The sequence below is a fragment of the Pseudomonas sp. Root569 genome (assembly GCF_001427465.1).
Lineage (GTDB): Bacteria > Pseudomonadota > Gammaproteobacteria > Pseudomonadales > Pseudomonadaceae > Aquipseudomonas > Aquipseudomonas synxantha.
This window is the reverse complement of sequence record NZ_LMGQ01000023.1, coordinates 235,793-252,520: the sequence shown is the minus strand read 5'-3', so window position 1 is coordinate 252,520 and position 16,728 is coordinate 235,793. Positions and strand designations below refer to the sequence as shown.

The following is a 16,728-nucleotide window of genomic DNA, read 5'->3' as shown; positions in this document are numbered from 1 at the left end:
CCCGATAGCGGTGTAACAGTCAGCTTATGTTTAGCTGACCCACTGCAATCGGGAGCAAGCCCCCTCCCACATTTTTATCCATGTTGTGCCAGTAGCCATTGGGGGATGCGGCGTTCCAGGTAATAGCCTGGGCGTTTCAGCGAGCCCTCCACGAACCCCACGTGCCCACCCTTTGCCAGCAATTCAAACTCGGTGCACTCCGAGAGTTCACTCGCCTCGGGCAGGCTATGAGCAAACACAAACGGATCATCGGCCGCCTGGATGATCAGCGTTGGCGTGCGGATATCGCCCAGGTAGTAGCGACTGGAAGCGCGGCGATAGTAATCCTCAGCACTCATAAAACCATGCAGCGGCGCCGTCACCCGCCCGTCGAAGTCCCAGAACGTTCGCATCTTTTCCAGGGAGCCCAATGCGTTCAGGGTTTTGAGCCCTTCCTCACTGCCATCCTGCAAAAACTGGCGCTGTTTGACGCGGATATACGCCAGCATCTCGCGCATGAAATGTTTCTGATAGATCCGCGAAAACCCCAAGCCGATGCGGTCAGCACACTGGTCCAGGCGAAACGGCACCGACACCGCCGCCGCGCCTTGCAGCTGCGAAGCCATGCCGGTTTCCCCCAGGTGCTTGAGCAACACATTGCCGCCCAGTGAATACCCTACGGCATATAAGGGAGCCAGAGGCCGCTTGGTGCGCAGATGGGCAATCGCCGCCGCCAAGTCGTCGCTGGCGCCGGAGTGATAGCTGCGGGCAAGCAGGTTCGGCTCGCCGGAGCAGCCCCGCCAGTTCAATGCGACGCTGGCCCAGCCTTGGGCGGCAAGGGCTTTTTGCAGGCCGGCCACGTAAGGTGAGTTGGACGAACCGGTGAGGCCATGCAACACCAGCACCAATGGTACCTGTGCATCGTGGGGGCCGTGCCAGTCGAGGTCGAGGAAGTCGCCGTCTTCCAGCCACAGGCGTTCGCGCTGGCGCTCGATGTGGGTCGTCGGGCGCCACAGCGGCCCCCACAATGTTTGCAGGTGGGGGTTGCCGAGGCCGAAGGCGGGTTTGAACAAGTCGGAAGAGGGGGTCATGAAACTCTCGGTAGCCAGTGAGCTCGCCGTGGCAAGCTCCCTCGCCACAGGTTAAGCGGCGTTTTCGACCAACCGGTGCCACAGTGCGTAATACACCCGCCCGGATTTCTGCTCCCGGTGCAGGCGCCAGCTGCCCGGCAGGCCGAGTGTGGACGGCGCGGTCTCGCTTTCAGTGTAGACCCAGGCATCCGGTGCCAACCACTGACGTTCTTCCAGCAATGCGCACACGGTCGGCAGCAGGTTCTGGTTGAACGGCGGGTCGAGAAACACCACGTCATATTCCGTGGCCGCCTGGGTTTCCAGATAGCGCAGCGCGTCAGCCGTCTGCACCTGGCCGGTAGTGCAGCGCAGCGTGCCCAGGTGCTCCTTGAGGCTGGACACTGCCACATTACTGGCATCCAGCGCCTGGCCCTGGGCGGCACCACGGGACAGCGCCTCCAGGAATAACGCGCCACTGCCGGCGAACGGATCAAGCACCTTGGCCCCGCCGATATACGGCGCGAGCCAGTTGAACAGGGTTTCACGCACGCGGTCCGGCGTCGGGCGCAGGCCGACGACGTCGGGGAAGCTCAGCTTGCGGCTGCCCCATTCACCGCCAATGATGCGCAGTTGGCCCACACCGTTATGTACGTTGTGGACAGGTTTTTTCGGGCGAGATGAACTGGCCATTAATGCTCCGGAACCCCGAGCGGCTGCTCGGCAGGTTTATCAGTGGGGGGCGGTAGTGGCTTTTGCGCAATCGTCGGGCCGGCGGTCACGATGACCATCTTGTCGGCGCTCAAGTGTTTGTTCATGGCTGCCTTGACCTGCTCTACGGTCAGGGCCTGGGATTGTTTCATGAAATCTTCCAGATAGTTCAGCGGCAGGTTGTAGAAACCCATGGCGCCCAACTGCCCGACGATATCGGCATTGCTCGCGGTGGACAGCGGGAAGCTGCCAGCCAGTTCGCGCTTGGCGTCATCCAGTTCTTTTTGCGTCGGGCCGGTCTTGAGATACTCAGCCAGCACGTCTTCAACCAGGCGCAGGGTGCCACCGCTCATTTCGGCGCGGGTCTGCAGGTTGATCATGAACGGGCCACGCACCTGCATCGGTGAGAAACCGGAGTACACACCGTAGGTCAGGCCGCGCTTCTCACGCACTTCACTCATCAAGCGGGTGCCGAAGCCGCCGCCGCCGAGGATCTGGTTGCCCAGGGATAAAGCGGCGTAGTCCGGATCAGCGCGGTCGATCCCCAGTTGCGCGAACAGCAAGTGGGTTTGCTTGGATGGGAACTCGATGCGGCTCAGGCCGGGTTTTGGCTCGGTCGGCTGGGCAATCTTGGCCATGGCCGGGCCTTTGGGCAGCGACGCAGAGACCTTGGCCGTCATGGCCTCGGCTTCGGCGCGGGTCAGATCGCCCACCACCGCAATCACCGCATTACCGGCCGCATAGGCTTTGGCGTGAAACGCCTGCAACTGCGCCAAGGTGATCTTCGGCACGCTCTCGGAGGTGCCTTCGCTTGGGTGCGCATAAGGGTGGTCGCCGTACAGGCGCTTGAACAGCTCAATGCTCGCCAGCTTGCCGGGGTTCTGCTTCTGGTACTCGAAACCGGCCAGGATCTGATTCTTGATCCGTGCCAGGGAGTCCGCCGGGAACGTCGGCTGGCCGATCACTTGGTCAAACAGTGTCAGGGCTGCTTCGCGCTTATCGCTGTCGCTCAGGCTGCGCAGGGAGACCAGCGCCATGTCGCGGTAGGCACCATTGCCGAAGTCGGCACCCAGGCCCTCAAAACCACTGGCGATCTGGCTGACATTCTTGCCCGGCACGCCTTCGTTGAGCATGGCATTGGTCATCAGTGCCAGGCCCGGCGTATCGCCATCCTGGCTGCTGCCGGCAGCGAACAGGATGCGCATATCGAACATCGGCAGTTCATGGGCTTCGACGAACAGCACCTTGGCGCCTTCGGCTGTGGTCCAGGTCTGCACATCGAGCTTGCGGTTGGTCGGTGCCTTGCCGTCCAGTTCTGCCAGGGATTGCAGGGTGCTGGCCGATTGGGCCTTGTCCAGGGCCTGGCTGGCGACCGACTCGCTCGGGCGCAGGAAATACACGGCACTGGCCGCGACCAGGGTGACAGCGATCAGGCCGGGCAGGATCAGGCGGCTGCTTTTACGATTATTCATGAGCGCTCTCCTCAGGCAAAACACGGGCGACGCTCAGACGTTCGCGGGTGAAATAGGTGCGGGCAGCTTTCTGGATATCTTCCGGCGTGACGCTTTGCAGATCGGCCAACTCGCTGTCCATCAGTTTCCAGGAAAGGCCGACGGTTTCCAGGGAGCCGATGGCCGTGGCCTGGCTGGTAATGGAGTCACGCTGGTACACCAGGCCGGCAATCACCTGGGCACGGATCCGTTCCAGTTCTTCGGCAGTCGGCGGCTTGGCTTTCAACTCATCAAGCAGGCGCCACAGGCCGGCTTCGGCTTGGGCTACGGTCTTTTTCTTCTGCTGGTTGGGTGTGGCCGACAGCATGAACAGCGTATCGCCACGGGTATAGGCGTCGTAGTTGGTGGAAGCGGCAGACACCAGCTCCTCGCCACGCTCCAGTTGTTCGGAGATACGTGCGCTGTAGCCGCCGTCCAGCAGGGCCGAGATCAGGCGCAGGGCTTGTACCGAGCGCTTGTCTTCGGCAGTGGCAAGGCCAGGGACGTTGAAGCCCAGGAATACGCTCGGCAGTTGGGTCTGCACGTGCAGGGTTAGCAGGCGCTCGCCAGGCTCGGGCAGCTCCATTGGGATCTTCGCCGGTGGCACGTCACGCTTGGGGATCGGGCCGAAGTAACGCTGGGCCAGGTTTTTCACCTCGTCCGGGGTCACGTCGCCGACCACCACCAGGGTGGCGTTGTTCGGCACATACCAGGATTGGTACCAGTGGCGCAGCTCCTCGACCTTCATGCGGTCCAGGTCAGCCATCCAGCCGATGGTCGGCGTGTGGTAGCCGCTGGCGGGGAAGGCCATGGCCTTGAAACGCTCGTAGGCCTTGGACATCGGGTTATCGTCGGTGCGCAGGCGGCGTTCTTCCTTGATGACCTCGATTTCGCGGCTGAACTCGTCGGCAGGCAGGCGCAGGCTGGCCATGCGGTCGGCTTCCAGTTCGAAGGCCACGCCCAGGCGGTCGCGGGCCAGCACCTGGTAATAGGCGGTGTAGTCATCGCTGGTGAACGCGTTTTCTTCGGCGCCCAGGTCACGCAGGATCAGCGAGGCTTCGCCTGGGCCAACCTTGGCGCTGCCCTTGAACATCATGTGTTCCAGGGCGTGGGACAAACCGGTCTGGCCCGGGGTTTCGTAGCTTGAGCCAACCTTGTACCAGACCTGGGAAACCACCACGGGCGCACGATGATCTTCGCGCACGACCACTTTAAGGCCGTTATCCAGGGTGAATTCATGGGTGGGTTGTGGGTCGGCAGCCAAGGCTGAGAGGGGCAGACAAACTGTGCTGAGCAGCAGGCCTGCGGCGCGGCGGGCTAGAGCATTCATTCGTTTTTAAACCTGTTGGGCTGCCCGCTTGGTCTTAGCGTCGGCGGGCGAGGAGGTGCTAGGATACTGATCCGATTTAGAGACGGCCACTGCGGTTGTCATCTAGTCCTGGATCCAGTCGTAGGAATGTTGGAATTGAGGGTGTTTTTCCCCGACGATCTTCAACTTTTCGCCGATTTTATCGCTTCAGTCCTATATTGAAACGATTTGCCAAGGCCTTTATTTACGCCTTACAAAATGTTGCGCATGAACAAGCGGGCGTTAAAGCAGTCTGTTCTGCATCGAATTTATTTACCGAGGCGCCCTGGCGCATCGCTACTTTGAGATAGCCGTCCTCCATGTTTGGTTCCAACGACGACAAGAAGAGCCCAGCTGCGGCTGGCGAGAAAAAAGGCCTGTTCGGATGGCTGCGCAAAAAGCCGCAGGAAACCGTCGTCGAACAGCCGCAGGTTCAACCCGAGCCCGTTCCTGAGCCTTTAGTAGAAGCCGAACCGGTTGCCGATACCCCGGCGCCGGTGGTGTTGCCGATGGCCGAGCCGGTATTGCAGCCCGTGGTCGAGGCAGAGCCCGAGCCTGAACCCGAGCACAAACCGTGGCCGCAATTGCCGGTGGCCGAAGAGCCTGTAGCACTGGTTGAAGATGTGCAGGCCGAGCATGTGGCTCCGCCGATCCCGGTGGTTATAGAGCCGCAGCCGGTGGTTGTCGAAGCACCGGTCGAGCCTGCGCCCGTGCAGATTGCCGCTCCCGCTGTGATCGAAGAGCCAACCGTCCCTGCCGAAACCAGCAAGACCGGGTTCTTCGCCCGTCTCAAGCAGGGCTTGAGCAAGACCAGCGCCAGCATTGGTGAAGGCATGGCCAGCCTGTTCCTGGGCAAGAAGGTCATTGATGATGAGCTGCTGGAAGACATCGAGACCCGCCTGCTCACTGCCGACGTGGGCGTCGAAGCCACCGCCGTGATCATCCAGAGCCTGACCCAGAAGGTCGCACGCAAGCAGTTGACCGACGCCGATGCCCTGTACAAATCCTTGCAGGCCGAACTGGCGGCGATGCTCAAGCCGGTGGAGGCGCCGCTGGTGATCACGCCGAACAAGCCGTTCGTGATCCTGGTGGTCGGCGTTAACGGCGCCGGCAAGACCACCACCATCGGCAAGCTGGCCAAGAAGCTGCAGGGTGAGGGCAAGAAAGTCATGCTCGCCGCCGGTGACACCTTCCGTGCCGCCGCGGTCGAGCAATTGCAGGTGTGGGGTGAGCGCAACAAGATTCCGGTGATCGCCCAGCACACCGGTGCCGATTCCGCTTCGGTGATCTTCGATGCCGTGCAAGCGGCCAAGGCTCGTAATATCGACGTGTTGATCGCCGATACCGCCGGGCGCCTGCACACCAAAGACAACCTGATGGAAGAGCTGAAAAAAGTCCGCCGTGTCATCAGCAAGCTCGATGCCGACGCGCCGCACGAAGTCTTGCTGGTGCTCGACGCCGGCACTGGCCAGAACGCCATCAGCCAGGCCAAGCAATTCAACCAGACGGTGCAACTGACCGGCCTGGCATTGACTAAGCTTGACGGCACGGCCAAGGGCGGTGTGATTTTCGCCCTGGCTAAACAGTTCGGGTTGCCGATTCGTTATATCGGTGTCGGTGAAGGCATCGATGACTTACGCACTTTTGAAGCCGAACCCTTTGTACAGGCGCTGTTTGCCGAGCGGGAGCGTTCATGATTCGATTCGAACAGGTCGGTAAACGCTATGCCAACGGGCATGTGGGCTTGCATGAGCTGAGCTTTCGGGTGCGGCGCGGCGAATTCCTGTTTGTTACCGGGCATTCGGGTGCGGGCAAAAGTACGCTGTTGCGTCTGTTGCTGGCCATGGAACGCCCGACCACCGGTAAGTTGCTGCTGGCAGGCCAGGACCTGGCGACCATCAGCAATGCACAGATTCCGTTCCTACGCCGTCAGATCGGCGTGGTGTTCCAGAACCACCAGTTGCTGTTCGACCGCACGGTCTTCAACAATGTGGCCTTGCCGTTGCAGATCCTCGGGTTGTCCAAGGCCGAGATCGTCAAGCGCGTGGACTCGGCCCTGGAACGCGTAGCCTTGTCGGACAAGACCGATCTCTTCCCTGGTGACCTGTCCACCGGCCAGCAACAACGCGTCGGTATTGCTCGCGCCATCGTCCACCGTCCGGCCTTGTTGCTGGCGGACGAACCTACCGGTAACCTCGACCCGCGCCTGGCGGCCGAGATTATGGGCGTGTTCGAAGACATCAACCGCCTGGGCACCAGCGTACTGATCGCCAGCCACGACCTGGCCCTGATCGCCCGCATGCGTCATCGCATGCTGACCCTGCAACGCGGTCGCCTGATTGGTGATGGGGAGGCCGGCGTATGAGTGCCACTCGCAGTCCTAAAGTGTCCGAACGCGTGGCGCCGAAACCGGCCGACCCGCAACCACCGAAGAAAAAGCGCGACGAAGACGACGGTCCTGACTTCGGCACCTTGCTGCATGCCTGGATCGAAAGCCATCGGGCCAGCCTGGTCGACAGCCTGCGCCGCCTGGGCAAGCAGCCGATAGGCAGCTTCTTCACCTGCCTGGTGATGGCCGTGGCGTTGAGCCTGCCGATGGGCTTGTCGCTGCTGCTTAATAATGTCGAGCGCCTGGGTGGCTCCTGGCAGCGTGCGGCGCAGATTTCGCTGTATCTGAACCTGGACGCCAGCAGCAAGGACGGCGAAGCGCTGCGCGACGACATCAAGAACATCCCGGGCGTTGCCGAGGCCGAGTACATCAGCCGCGACCAGGCCCTTGAAGAGTTCCAACAGCAATCCGGCCTGGGCGAGGCGCTCAAGGAGCTGCCGCAGAACCCATTGCCTGGCGTGGTGCTGGTGACGCCGAACGAAGTCGATAAGCCGGCCCTGGAGGCCCTGCGACAAAAACTCGCAGAGATGCCGAAGGTGCAACAGGCGCAACTTGATCTAGTCTGGGTAGAGCGTCTGGCCGCGATCCTCAAGCTGGGCGACCGCTTTGTGTTCGGTTTGACGGTGTTGTTGGTGTCTGCATTACTTTTGGTGATAGGTAATACCATTCGTCTTCATATTGAAAACCGTCGCACCGAGATAGAAGTGATTAAACTGGTCGGCGGCACGGACAGCTATGTGCGTCGTCCTTTTCTATACATGGGCGCGCTTTATGGCTTGGGTGCCGGGGTTTTGTCCTGGGGCGTGCTGGCGTTTGGCCTTGATTGGCTGAACGACGCGGTGGTTGGGCTGGCCGGTTTGTATGGCAGTGATTTTGCCTTGACCGGGGTGCCGGTTGCCGATGGTCTGAGTCTCTTGCTTGGCGCGGTCCTGTTGGGGTATATCGGTGCCTGGATTGCGGTAGCACGGCATTTACGTGAGCTGGCGCCGAAGTAGTTAATGCCAGGGTAATGTGGTTTCGTTTGTATTGACCGTATCAGTGGTTTAGGGAACTTGTCCTACGGTTCCCGGTCAATTTTCGCAGTGCTGAACTGCACGAGTTATGTGAGTCGGAGGTTTTTTCGTATGACCACTTCTTTGCAACCTGCTTATGCCTTGGTCCCGGGTGCGAACCTGGAGGCCTATGTGCACACGGTCAACAGCATTCCATTGCTGACGCCCGAGCAGGAGCGTGAACTGGCCGAGAGTCTCTACTATGAGCAGGATTTGGGGGCGGCTCGGCAGATGGTGCTCGCCCACCTGCGTTTTGTCGTACATATCGCCCGTAGCTATAGCGGCTACGGCCTGGCCCAGGCTGACCTGATCCAGGAAGGCAACGTCGGTCTGATGAAGGCTGTAAAGCGCTTCAACCCTGAAATGGGTGTGCGCCTGGTGTCGTTTGCCGTGCACTGGATCAAGGCGGAAATCCACGAGTTCATCCTGCGCAACTGGCGCATCGTGAAAGTGGCGACCACCAAGGCCCAGCGCAAGCTGTTCTTCAACCTGCGTAGCCAGAAGAAACGCCTGGCATGGCTGAACAATGAGGAAGTCCACCGCGTGGCCGAAAGCCTCGGTGTGGAGCCTCGTGAAGTGCGCGAGATGGAAAGCCGCCTGACCGGCCATGACATGGCCTTCGACCCAGCCGCCGAAGCGGATGACGACAGCGCCTTCCAATCGCCGGCCAACTACCTGGAAGACCACCGGTACGACCCGGCGCGTCAATTGGAAGACGCCGACTGGAGCGACAACTCCAACCACAACCTGCACGAAGCGCTGGAAGTACTGGACGACCGCAGCCGCGACATCCTCTACCAACGCTGGCTGGCAGAAGAGAAAGCCACGCTGCACGACCTGGCGCAGAAGTACAACGTGTCGGCCGAGCGGATTCGTCAGCTTGAGAAAAGCGCGATGAACAAGTTGAAGCTGTCGATCGCTGCTTAATCCTGCTGGCAATGCTGGTTTGAAAATGTGGGAGGGGGCTTGCTCCCGATAGCGATAGATCAGTCACTTTGATGTTGACTGACACTCTGCTATCGGGAGCAAGCCCCCTCCCACAGTTATTTTGTATTGTGTCAGTTGGACCAGGGGGCTTTTCGAGAGTTGTTCAGCTCAGTCAGGTAGCCATCCCCACCCAACTGACTCATCTGCTGACGAATCCACGCCGCCCGTCGCGCCACGTAAGCTGTCGGGTGGCTGGCACTCCACACCCGCGGATTAGGCAATACAGCCGCCAGGTAACTGGCCTGTTGCCGTGAAAGGCCTTTGGCACTCACGCCAAAATGGTGCCGCGCCGCCGCCTCTGCACCAAACACACCTTCATCCCACTCCACGCTGTTGAGGTACACCTCAAGAATCCGCTCCTTGGGCCACAGCACCTCGATCAACCCGGTAAACCACGCCTCCAGGCCCTTGCGCAGATAACTGCGACCGGCCCACAGGAACAGGTTCTTCGACACCTGCTGACTCAACGTGCTGGCGCCGCGTATCGAACCGCCGCGCTCGTTGTGCTGGATCGCCGCCTGGATCGCACCGAAATCAAAACCCCAATGTTGCGGGAAGCGCTGGTCTTCACCGGCCATCACTGCCACTTTCAGGTCGTTGGAAATCTCATCCCACGGCACCCAGGTGCGTTGCAGGTCAATGGGCTCACCGTCGATCCAGGATTCGACCTTGCGCTCCACCATCAATGCAGTGAACGGTGGCGGGACAACCCTGAACAGCAGCACCAGCAACACACTGCCGATGGCAAACCATTTCACGACGTTGAGAAAGCGTTTGAAGAGGACACGCAGCATAGAGATGGCTTGGCCGAACCCGTTGAGCGGGCCATTATACAGACCCTGCCCGATGAGTCTGACTGGAGTTCCCCATGCTGCGTAGCTTTCTGATGCTGGCTGCCTTTTTCAGCTTTACCGGTGTCGCCCTGGGGGCGTTTGCCGCCCACGGCCTGAAAAACCGCCTGAGCGCCGAGTACCTGGCGATCTTTCACACCGGTGTGACCTACCAGTTGGTGCACGCCCTGGCGCTGTTCGGCGTGGCCTTACTGGCGGCACATATTCCTGGGCGGTTGGTCAGCTGGGCGGGCATCTCGTTTACCGTCGGTATTCTGCTGTTTTCCGGCAGCCTGTATGCGCTGACCCTGACCGGCATCAGCAAACTGGGGATCATCACGCCCTTCGGCGGGCTGGCATTCCTGCTCGGCTGGTTCTTCCTCGGCCTTGCGGCCTGGCGCTTGCAGCTGACCGCTTGACGCTTGGAGCTGACCTTTAGGTTCCAATCGAGCTAGAATACTGGCCCCTAAAAACGATGGCGGCCCGTGGCATGCGCATTCAGTTGAACGGCGAATCCTTTGAACTGCCCGATGGCGAAACCGTCGCGGCCCTGCTGACCCGCCTGGACCTGACCGGGCGACGCGTCGCAGTGGAGCTCAACCTGGATATCGTTCCGCGTAGCCAGCACGCCGAGACCGCGCTCGTCGAAGGTGACCAGGTCGAAGTGGTCCACGCCATCGGCGGCGGCTAGCCGCCCGGCGCCCAAGTGCGTCAACCCGCATTCTGCAGAACCTCATCCAAACAGAGGATTTCCCATGAGCATCGTTCGTAGCGACAAGCCTTTCGTCCTGGCCGGTCGTACCTACCAGTCCCGCCTGCTGGTCGGCACCGGCAAGTACCGCGACATGGAAGAAACCCGTCTGGCCATCGAAGCCTCGGGTGCCGAGATCGTCACCTTCGCCGTGCGCCGCACCAACCTTGGCCAGATCGAAGGCGAACCGAACCTGCTCGAAGTGCTGTCGCCGGATCGCTACACCTTCTTGCCGAACACCGCTGGCTGCTATGACGCCATCGAAGCCGTGCGCACCTGTCGCCTGGCTCGTGAGCTGCTCGACGGCCACAACCTGGTGAAGCTGGAAGTGCTGGCCGACCAGAAAACCCTGTTCCCCAACGTGATCGAAACCCTCAAGGCCGCTGAAACCCTGGTCAAGGAAGGCTTCGACGTGATGGTCTACACCAGCGATGACCCGATCATTGCCCGCCAACTGGCCGAAATCGGCTGTATCGCCGTTATGCCGCTGGCTGGGTTGATCGGTTCCGGCCTGGGCATCTGCAACCCGTACAACCTGCAGATCATCCTTGAAGAAGCCAAGATCCCGGTGCTGGTGGATGCGGGCGTGGGCACAGCCTCCGATGCAACCATCGCCATGGAACTGGGCTGCGATGCGGTGCTGATGAACTCGGCCATCGCCCACGCCCAGCAACCGATCATGATGGCCGAAGCCATGAAACACGCGATCGTCGCGGGCCGCCTGGCCTACCTCGCCGGGCGCATGCCGAAAAAACTCTATGCCAGCGCCTCTTCGCCGCTGGATGGTCTGATCAAGTAAGAGCTATTGATGACTGAATCAAACGAAACGCCGAACACCGTGGAAGCAGGCGACGAGTCCAAGCACCGCCGCATCAAGAGTTTTGTGATGCGCGCCGGTCGCATGACCGAAGGCCAGCAGAAGGGCCTGGAACAAGGTACGCCGCTGTTCGTGTTGCCTCTGGCCGATGCGCCGGTTGATTACGACCAGGTCTTTGGCCGTTCGGCCCCACGTTCCCTGGAAATCGGCTTCGGCATGGGCCACTCCCTGCTGGAAATGGCCGCGGCCGCACCGGAGCAGGATTTCATCGGTGTGGAAGTGCACCGTCCAGGCGTTGGTGCGTTACTTAACGGCGTGCTCACCCAGGGCCTGACCAACCTGCGAGTCTACGACTGCGATGCGATTGAAGTGCTCAACCGCTGCATCGCCGACAACAGCCTCGACCGCCTGATGCTGTTCTTCCCCGATCCATGGCACAAAGCCCGTCACCACAAGCGTCGTATCGTCCAGGCGTCCTTTGCGGAGTTGGTGCGCAGCAAGCTGAAAGTGGGCGGTATCCTGCACATGGCCACCGACTGGGAACCGTACGCGGAATACATGCTGGAGGTGATGAACGTCGCCCCTGGCTACCGCAACCTGGCGGAAGATGGCAAGTGCGTGCCGCGCCCGGCCGAGCGGCCGATCACCAAGTTTGAGCGCCGTGGTGAGCGGTTGGGGCATGGGGTGTGGGATTTGAAGTTTGAGAAGTTGGCTTAAACAGTCATCAGCTTGAAATGCAATCAAATGTGGGAGGGGGCTTGCTCCCGATAGCAGGGTGTCAGCCACCAAATCTTTGGCTGATACACCGCAATCGGGAGCAAGCCCCCTCCCACATTTTGTTTTGTGTTGGGTTCGAGATCAGCGGCGGTCTGCCACCACCCCAATCAACACCAGCACCACCACCAACACCGGCGCCAGGCTGTAATTATTGAACTGGCTCAACCCCCGCACAATCCACGGCGTTGCGTAGATCAACGCCGCACCGCTGCCGATCATGCACAGCAGGGCCATCAAGGGCACGCGCAAGGCGCCAGCGATGCTGCCCAGGCGCGCTTCGACCCAGCCCTTGATATCGGCGCCGAACAGCACCAGCAAGCAGCCCACGAGTGCCAGGGAGATTTCCGACAGGTTGCTACGGCTCCAGCGGGATACGGTGGCGAGCAGGTCGAGTACCAGATCCATTCGATTTCCTTAAAAGAGCTATCAGCTCAAAAACTTCTGCAACAGGTCATTGAGAAAGAGTTGCCCGCGGTCGGTTGCCGCCAGGCGTGACGGTTCGACCTGCATCAAGCCACTTTGTTCTGCCTCGCGGCGGCCTTCGTCGAGGCTGGCCAGCTCGAGCCCGGTGCGTTCGGCGTAGAGCCTGGCATCGACGCCCTCGGTCAGGCGCAAAGCGTTCATCAGGAACTCGAACGGCAGCTCGTCGTTGGTCAGTTCTTTCGCCCCGGCCTGGAAGCTTTTGGCCGGATTGAGGTAGTCCTTGGGCGCACGGGTTTTCCAGGTGCGCACGATGCGCCCGTCCGGGTGGCTGAGCTTGCCGTGGGCGCCAGCGCCAATGCCGATAAAGTCGCCAAAGCTCCAGTAATTCAGGTTATGTCGCGCCGGCCGCCCCGGTTGGGCGTAGGCCGACACCTCGTATTGCGCGTAACCGTGCTCGGCGAGCAGGGCCTGGCCGGCTTCCTGAATATCCCACAATGTGTCGTCTTCCGGCAGCGCGGGCGGCTGGTTCCAGAAGACGGTGTTGGGTTCCAGGGTCAGTTGGTACCAAGACAGGTGCGTCGGATTAAGCGCAATGGCCTGGCGCAGGTCGCCGAGGGCGTCGTCCAGGGACTGGTTGGGCAGGCCATGCATCAAGTCCAGGTTGAAGTTATCGAACCCTGCCTGGCGGGCCATACCGGCAGCGCGCACGGCTTCATCGCCATTGTGGATGCGACCCAGGGCCTCAAGTTTTTCCTGCTGGAAACTCTGGATGCCGATGGACAGGCGATTGATCCCCAACTTGCGGTAGGCCACGAACTTCTCTTGCTCGAAGGTCCCGGGATTGGCTTCCAGGGTGATCTCGATATCCGTGGCAAACGGGATGCGCGCTTGCACACCCCTGAGCAAGCGCCCCAACGCGGCGGCGCTGAACAGGCTAGGGGTGCCGCCACCGAAGAAAATCGAGCTCAGTTCCCGGCCATAAGCGGCGTGCAGGTCTTGATCCAGATCCGCCAGCAATGCATCTACATACTCTTCTTCCGGCAGCACCTTGCTGGCGGTGTGGGAGTTGAAGTCGCAATACGGGCATTTGCGCACGCACCAAGGGATGTGGATGTACAGCGCCAAGGGCGGCAGGTGGGGCAGGGCCGCCCGTGGTGTTTGCGCGCCACCATGGATCAGCGGCTGCGCAGAGGTGTTCTGGGTCATTTCAAGCCCAGGCGCTGGCGCAGCAAGGCCATGGCGCGGGCGCGGTGGCTGATCTGGTTCTTGTCGGCCGGGCTCAGTTCGGCGCTGGAAACATTGCGCTCCGGCACCCAGAACAATGGGTCGTAGCCAAAGCCATGTTCGCCGCTGGCGGCGTGCAGGATGCGCCCCTGCCACAAGCCTTCGCACAGGATCGGCAAAGGGTCATCGGCGTGCCGCACCAGGGCCAGAACGCAGACGAACTGTGCGCCGCGTTCGGCATCCGGCACGTCCTTGAGGGCGTCGAGCAGTTTGGCATTGTTGGCCGCATCGCCCTTGCCATCGGCATAACGGGCCGAATAGATGCCGGGGGCGCCGCCGAGAAAGTCCACTGCCAGGCCCGAGTCGTCCGCCAACGCCGGCAGGCCGGAGATGCGCGCGGCATTGCGTGCCTTGAGGATGGCGTTTTCAACGAACGACAGGCCGGTCTCTTCCGGCTCGATCTGGCTGAACTCGCCAATCGAGCGTAGTTGCACTGATTCGCCGAGCATGGCCTGCAGTTCTTTGAGTTTGCCAGCGTTATGGCTGGCCAATACCAGTTGGGAGAGATTCATCGGTCGGCCGGAAACAGTTCTTGATTGAATTGGAAACCATGGGCTTTGCCGCCGGTTTCAACGTTGATGGTAAACGTCTTGTATTCGCGCTGGGTCACCGAATAGGGCGCGAGATAGCTGATCCCGCCTTTTTCTTCGATTTGCTTGAACGTCAGGATCTCGCTCTTGCCACCCAGATCCTTGATGGTGCCGGTCACCTGCGCCGCGACCGGGGCCACGCCCTTGATCACAGTCACATTGATCAGCCCCTTCTCCTTGCTGCGCACCACGCCGACTTTCTGAGCGGTCTCGGGTGGCAGGAAGCTGGAGGTGAAGGTGTTGTAGTGGACGGTGATATCGCCAAAATCCTTCTTGCGATTAGCGTCGATAGCGTCGGCGGCCATGGCGCTGGCGCCCAGGCATGCGGTCAATAGAAAAATAGCCAAACGACTCATGAACGTTCCTCTTGAAGATGATTAGACGGCAACTTTGTGGTCGGACAGGCCAGGGCTGCTGACCCGGTAAATACCGATTTCGCCCAACAGATTGGGCCATAGCTTACTCGCCCAGCCGTGGCGGTGCTGTTGATCGACGGCAAGGCGGTTGATCACCTTGGCTTCACGCTCGCCACACAGGGCTTCGAAGTCTTCGAAGGTGCAGAAGTGGATGTTCGGCGTGTTGTACCAGGTATACGGGAGGAAATCCGAGACCGGCATGCGGCCCTTGGTGGCCAGGTACCAGCGGCAGCGCCAGTGACCGAAATTGGGGAAGGTGATGATGCATTGGCGGCCGACGCGCAGCATTTCGTCAAGGATGCGGTCCGGATAGTGCACCGCTTGCAGGGCCTGGGTCATCACCACGATGTCGAAGCTGTTGCTGGCAAAGTTGCCCAGGCCCTTGTCCAGGTCCTGCTCGATCACGTTGATGCCCTTGGCCACGCACTGGGCGATGTTGTCCGGGTCGTTTTCCAGGCCGTAGCCGGTGACTTGCTTGTTGTCGCGCAGCCAGCTCAGCAGTTCGCCATCGCCGCAGCCCAGGTCGAGCACGCGGCTGCCGGCGGGGATCCAGTCTTGGATGATTTCCAGGTCGGCTCTCATGGCGTTCTCCCAAAGCGTAAGCAATTCATATAAGCGTGATTCGGTTCATGTAGTTGCGAAACGCCTGCAGGTAACGCGGGATCGGGATCAGGAAGGCATCGTGGCCTTGTGGAGCATCGATTTCCAGGTAGCAAACGTCTTTCTTGGCGGCCATCAGGGCGTCCACCAGCTCACGGGAGCGGGCCGGCGAGAAACGCCAGTCAGTGGTGAATGACATCACACAGAACTTGGCCGTGACGTTCTCGAAGGTTTTCGCCAGGTCGTCGCCGTGGTTGGCGGCCGGGTCGAAATAGTCCAAGGCCTTGGTCATCAGCAGGTAGGTGTTGGCGTCGAAACGCCCGGAAAACTCTTCGCCCTGATAACGCAGGTAGCTTTCTACCTGGAACTCGACGCTGTGGAAGTCGTAGTTGAGCTTCTCGCTCTTGAGGCCACGGCCGAATTTTTCGCCCATGGAATCGTCGGAAAGGTAGGTGATATGCCCCACCATCCGCGCCAGCATCAGGCCACGCTTGGGGATCACGCCGGCTTCCTGGAACGAACCGCCGTGGAACTCGGGGTCGGTGAGGATGGCCTGGCGCGCCACTTCGTTGAAGGCGATGTTCTGCGCCGACAGCTTGGGCGCTGAGGCGATGGCCAGGCAATGGCGGACGCGGTCCGGGTAGCTGATGGTCCATTGCAGCGCCTGCATGCCGCCCAGGCTGCCGCCAATTACTGCGGCCCACTGGCCGATGCCCAGCAGGTCGGCCAGGCGTGCCTGGCTGTGCACCCAGTCTTCCACGGTCAGCACCGGGAAGTCCGCGCCGAACGGCTTGCCGGTTTCCGGGTTGAGGCTGCTGGGGCCGGTGGAACCGTTGCAACCGCCGAGGTTGTTGAGGCTGACCACGAAGAACTTGTTAGTGTCGATGGGTTTGCCGGGGCCGATGCAGCTGTCCCACCAGCCGGGTTTGCGCTCGTCCACAGAGTGGAAGCCGGCAGCGTGATGATGGCCGGACAAGGCGTGGCAGATCAGCACGGCGTTGCTCGCCGTGGCGTTCAGTTCGCCGTAGGTTTCATAGATCAGGTCGTAGGCGGGCAACGAACGGCCGCAGGCCAGGGCCAGCGGTTCGCTGAAGTGCGCCACTTGGGGCACGACCAGTCCAACGGAATCGGGGGGGAAGGCAGCTGGCATCGACCCTGCTCTCGTTTAAATGAGGCGTAAGTCTAAAGAGCGGGGCCCCCAGCGGCAAGCAAAGGCC

Annotated in this window: 19 protein-coding genes; 8 read left to right on the top strand and 11 right to left on the bottom strand. The window is 60.9% G+C overall.

The genetic code is table 11. The features are described 5' to 3' along the window. Positions 1 to 74: 74 nt before the first annotated feature. Genes ASD70_RS16725 through ASD70_RS16710 form a run of 4 tightly spaced genes read right to left on the bottom strand, consistent with a single transcriptional unit; the run spans position 75 to position 4,577 of the window. On the bottom strand, positions 75 to 1,070 hold the full coding sequence (locus tag ASD70_RS16725) for a hydrolase (protein ID WP_056846971.1): 996 nt from the start codon (positions 1,068 to 1,070) through the stop codon (positions 75 to 77). A gap of 51 nt (positions 1,071 to 1,121) precedes the next feature. Continuing rightward, the gene (rsmD, locus tag ASD70_RS16720) at positions 1,122 to 1,739 is read right to left on the bottom strand and encodes a 16S rRNA (guanine(966)-N(2))-methyltransferase RsmD (protein ID WP_056846970.1); all 618 of its coding nucleotides are present in this window, start codon (positions 1,737 to 1,739) and stop codon (positions 1,122 to 1,124) included. After that, positions 1,739 to 3,229 carry a M16 family metallopeptidase gene (locus ASD70_RS16715; RefSeq protein WP_056846969.1) on the bottom strand — a complete coding sequence of 497 codons (1,491 nt, stop codon included), beginning with the start codon at positions 3,227 to 3,229 and terminating at the stop codon, positions 1,739 to 1,741. Before ASD70_RS16715 ends, rsmD begins: the two co-directional genes overlap by 1 nt. Then, positions 3,222 to 4,577, bottom strand: a complete 1,356-nt coding sequence (locus tag ASD70_RS16710) for a M16 family metallopeptidase (RefSeq protein ID WP_056846968.1) — start codon at positions 4,575 to 4,577, stop codon at positions 3,222 to 3,224. The genes ASD70_RS16715 and ASD70_RS16710 overlap by 8 nt, the downstream gene beginning before the upstream one ends. A gap of 338 nt (positions 4,578 to 4,915) precedes the next feature. Between ASD70_RS16710 and ftsY the strand changes: the two genes are divergently transcribed. The 4 genes from ftsY to rpoH all read left to right on the top strand — a co-directional run bounded on the left by ftsY (position 4,916) and on the right by rpoH (position 8,963). Beyond that, positions 4,916 to 6,292, top strand: coding sequence for a signal recognition particle-docking protein FtsY (gene ftsY / locus ASD70_RS16705; protein WP_056846967.1), 1,377 nt, complete (start codon positions 4,916 to 4,918; stop codon positions 6,290 to 6,292). Continuing rightward, positions 6,289 to 6,960 (top strand): cell division ATP-binding protein FtsE, encoded by a 672-nt coding sequence (gene ftsE, locus ASD70_RS16700; protein WP_003195112.1) that lies wholly within the window; start codon positions 6,289 to 6,291, stop codon positions 6,958 to 6,960. Before ftsY ends, ftsE begins: the two co-directional genes overlap by 4 nt. Then, positions 6,957 to 7,979, top strand: coding sequence for a permease-like cell division protein FtsX (gene ftsX / locus ASD70_RS16695; RefSeq protein ID WP_056846966.1), 1,023 nt, complete (start codon positions 6,957 to 6,959; stop codon positions 7,977 to 7,979). The genes ftsE and ftsX overlap by 4 nt, the downstream gene beginning before the upstream one ends. A 129-nt stretch (positions 7,980 to 8,108) precedes the next feature. Further along, a complete protein-coding gene (rpoH, locus tag ASD70_RS16690) occupies positions 8,109 to 8,963 on the top strand; it encodes an RNA polymerase sigma factor RpoH (protein ID WP_003176698.1) in 855 nt (284 codons plus the stop codon). A gap of 131 nt (positions 8,964 to 9,094) precedes the next feature. Here the strand turns inward: rpoH and mtgA are convergent, their stop codons facing one another. After that, positions 9,095 to 9,817 carry a monofunctional biosynthetic peptidoglycan transglycosylase gene (gene mtgA, locus ASD70_RS16685; protein ID WP_046069944.1) on the bottom strand — a complete coding sequence of 241 codons (723 nt, stop codon included), beginning with the start codon at positions 9,815 to 9,817 and terminating at the stop codon, positions 9,095 to 9,097. A 74-nt stretch (positions 9,818 to 9,891) separates the two neighbouring features. Here mtgA and ASD70_RS16680 point away from each other — a divergent pair, with 74 nt between their 5' ends. The 4 genes from ASD70_RS16680 to trmB all read left to right on the top strand — a co-directional run bounded on the left by ASD70_RS16680 (position 9,892) and on the right by trmB (position 12,138). Continuing rightward, positions 9,892 to 10,272, top strand: coding sequence for a DUF423 domain-containing protein (locus tag ASD70_RS16680; protein WP_056846965.1), 381 nt, complete (start codon positions 9,892 to 9,894; stop codon positions 10,270 to 10,272). Positions 10,273 to 10,343: 71 nt separating this feature from the next. After that, positions 10,344 to 10,544 (top strand): sulfur carrier protein ThiS, encoded by a 201-nt coding sequence (gene thiS / locus ASD70_RS16675; protein WP_046072595.1) that lies wholly within the window; start codon positions 10,344 to 10,346, stop codon positions 10,542 to 10,544. Between the two features lie 64 nt (positions 10,545 to 10,608). Next, the gene (locus ASD70_RS16670) at positions 10,609 to 11,403 is read left to right on the top strand and encodes a thiazole synthase (protein ID WP_032884143.1); all 795 of its coding nucleotides are present in this window, start codon (positions 10,609 to 10,611) and stop codon (positions 11,401 to 11,403) included. Positions 11,404 to 11,412: 9 nt separating this feature from the next. Beyond that, a complete protein-coding gene (gene trmB / locus ASD70_RS16665; protein WP_032878921.1) occupies positions 11,413 to 12,138 on the top strand; it encodes a tRNA (guanosine(46)-N7)-methyltransferase TrmB in 726 nt (241 codons plus the stop codon). A gap of 141 nt (positions 12,139 to 12,279) precedes the next feature. On the opposite strand, the gene ASD70_RS16660 is transcribed toward trmB, so the two are convergent. From ASD70_RS16660 to metX, 6 genes are read right to left on the bottom strand one after another with little or no spacing between them, the layout of a single operon-like run. After that, on the bottom strand, positions 12,280 to 12,603 hold the full coding sequence (locus ASD70_RS16660; protein WP_003176691.1) for a DUF3392 domain-containing protein: 324 nt from the start codon (positions 12,601 to 12,603) through the stop codon (positions 12,280 to 12,282). A gap of 21 nt (positions 12,604 to 12,624) precedes the next feature. After that, positions 12,625 to 13,827: a radical SAM family heme chaperone HemW gene (hemW, locus tag ASD70_RS16655; RefSeq protein ID WP_046069942.1), complete on the bottom strand. Its 1,203-nt coding sequence runs from the start codon at positions 13,825 to 13,827 to the stop codon at positions 12,625 to 12,627. Continuing rightward, on the bottom strand, positions 13,824 to 14,417 hold the full coding sequence (gene rdgB, locus ASD70_RS16650) for an RdgB/HAM1 family non-canonical purine NTP pyrophosphatase (RefSeq protein WP_046069941.1): 594 nt from the start codon (positions 14,415 to 14,417) through the stop codon (positions 13,824 to 13,826). The genes hemW and rdgB overlap by 4 nt, the downstream gene beginning before the upstream one ends. After that, a complete protein-coding gene (locus ASD70_RS16645) occupies positions 14,414 to 14,851 on the bottom strand; it encodes a DUF4426 domain-containing protein (RefSeq protein WP_046069940.1) in 438 nt (145 codons plus the stop codon). The genes rdgB and ASD70_RS16645 overlap by 4 nt, the downstream gene beginning before the upstream one ends. 21 nt (positions 14,852 to 14,872) lie before the next feature. Next, entirely contained in the window at positions 14,873 to 15,493 is a 621-nt protein-coding gene (gene metW / locus ASD70_RS16640; protein WP_046069939.1) for a methionine biosynthesis protein MetW, read from the bottom strand. A gap of 25 nt (positions 15,494 to 15,518) precedes the next feature. Next, positions 15,519 to 16,661 (bottom strand): homoserine O-succinyltransferase MetX, encoded by a 1,143-nt coding sequence (metX, locus tag ASD70_RS16635; RefSeq protein WP_046069938.1) that lies wholly within the window; start codon positions 16,659 to 16,661, stop codon positions 15,519 to 15,521. Positions 16,662 to 16,728 lie beyond the last annotated feature (67 nt).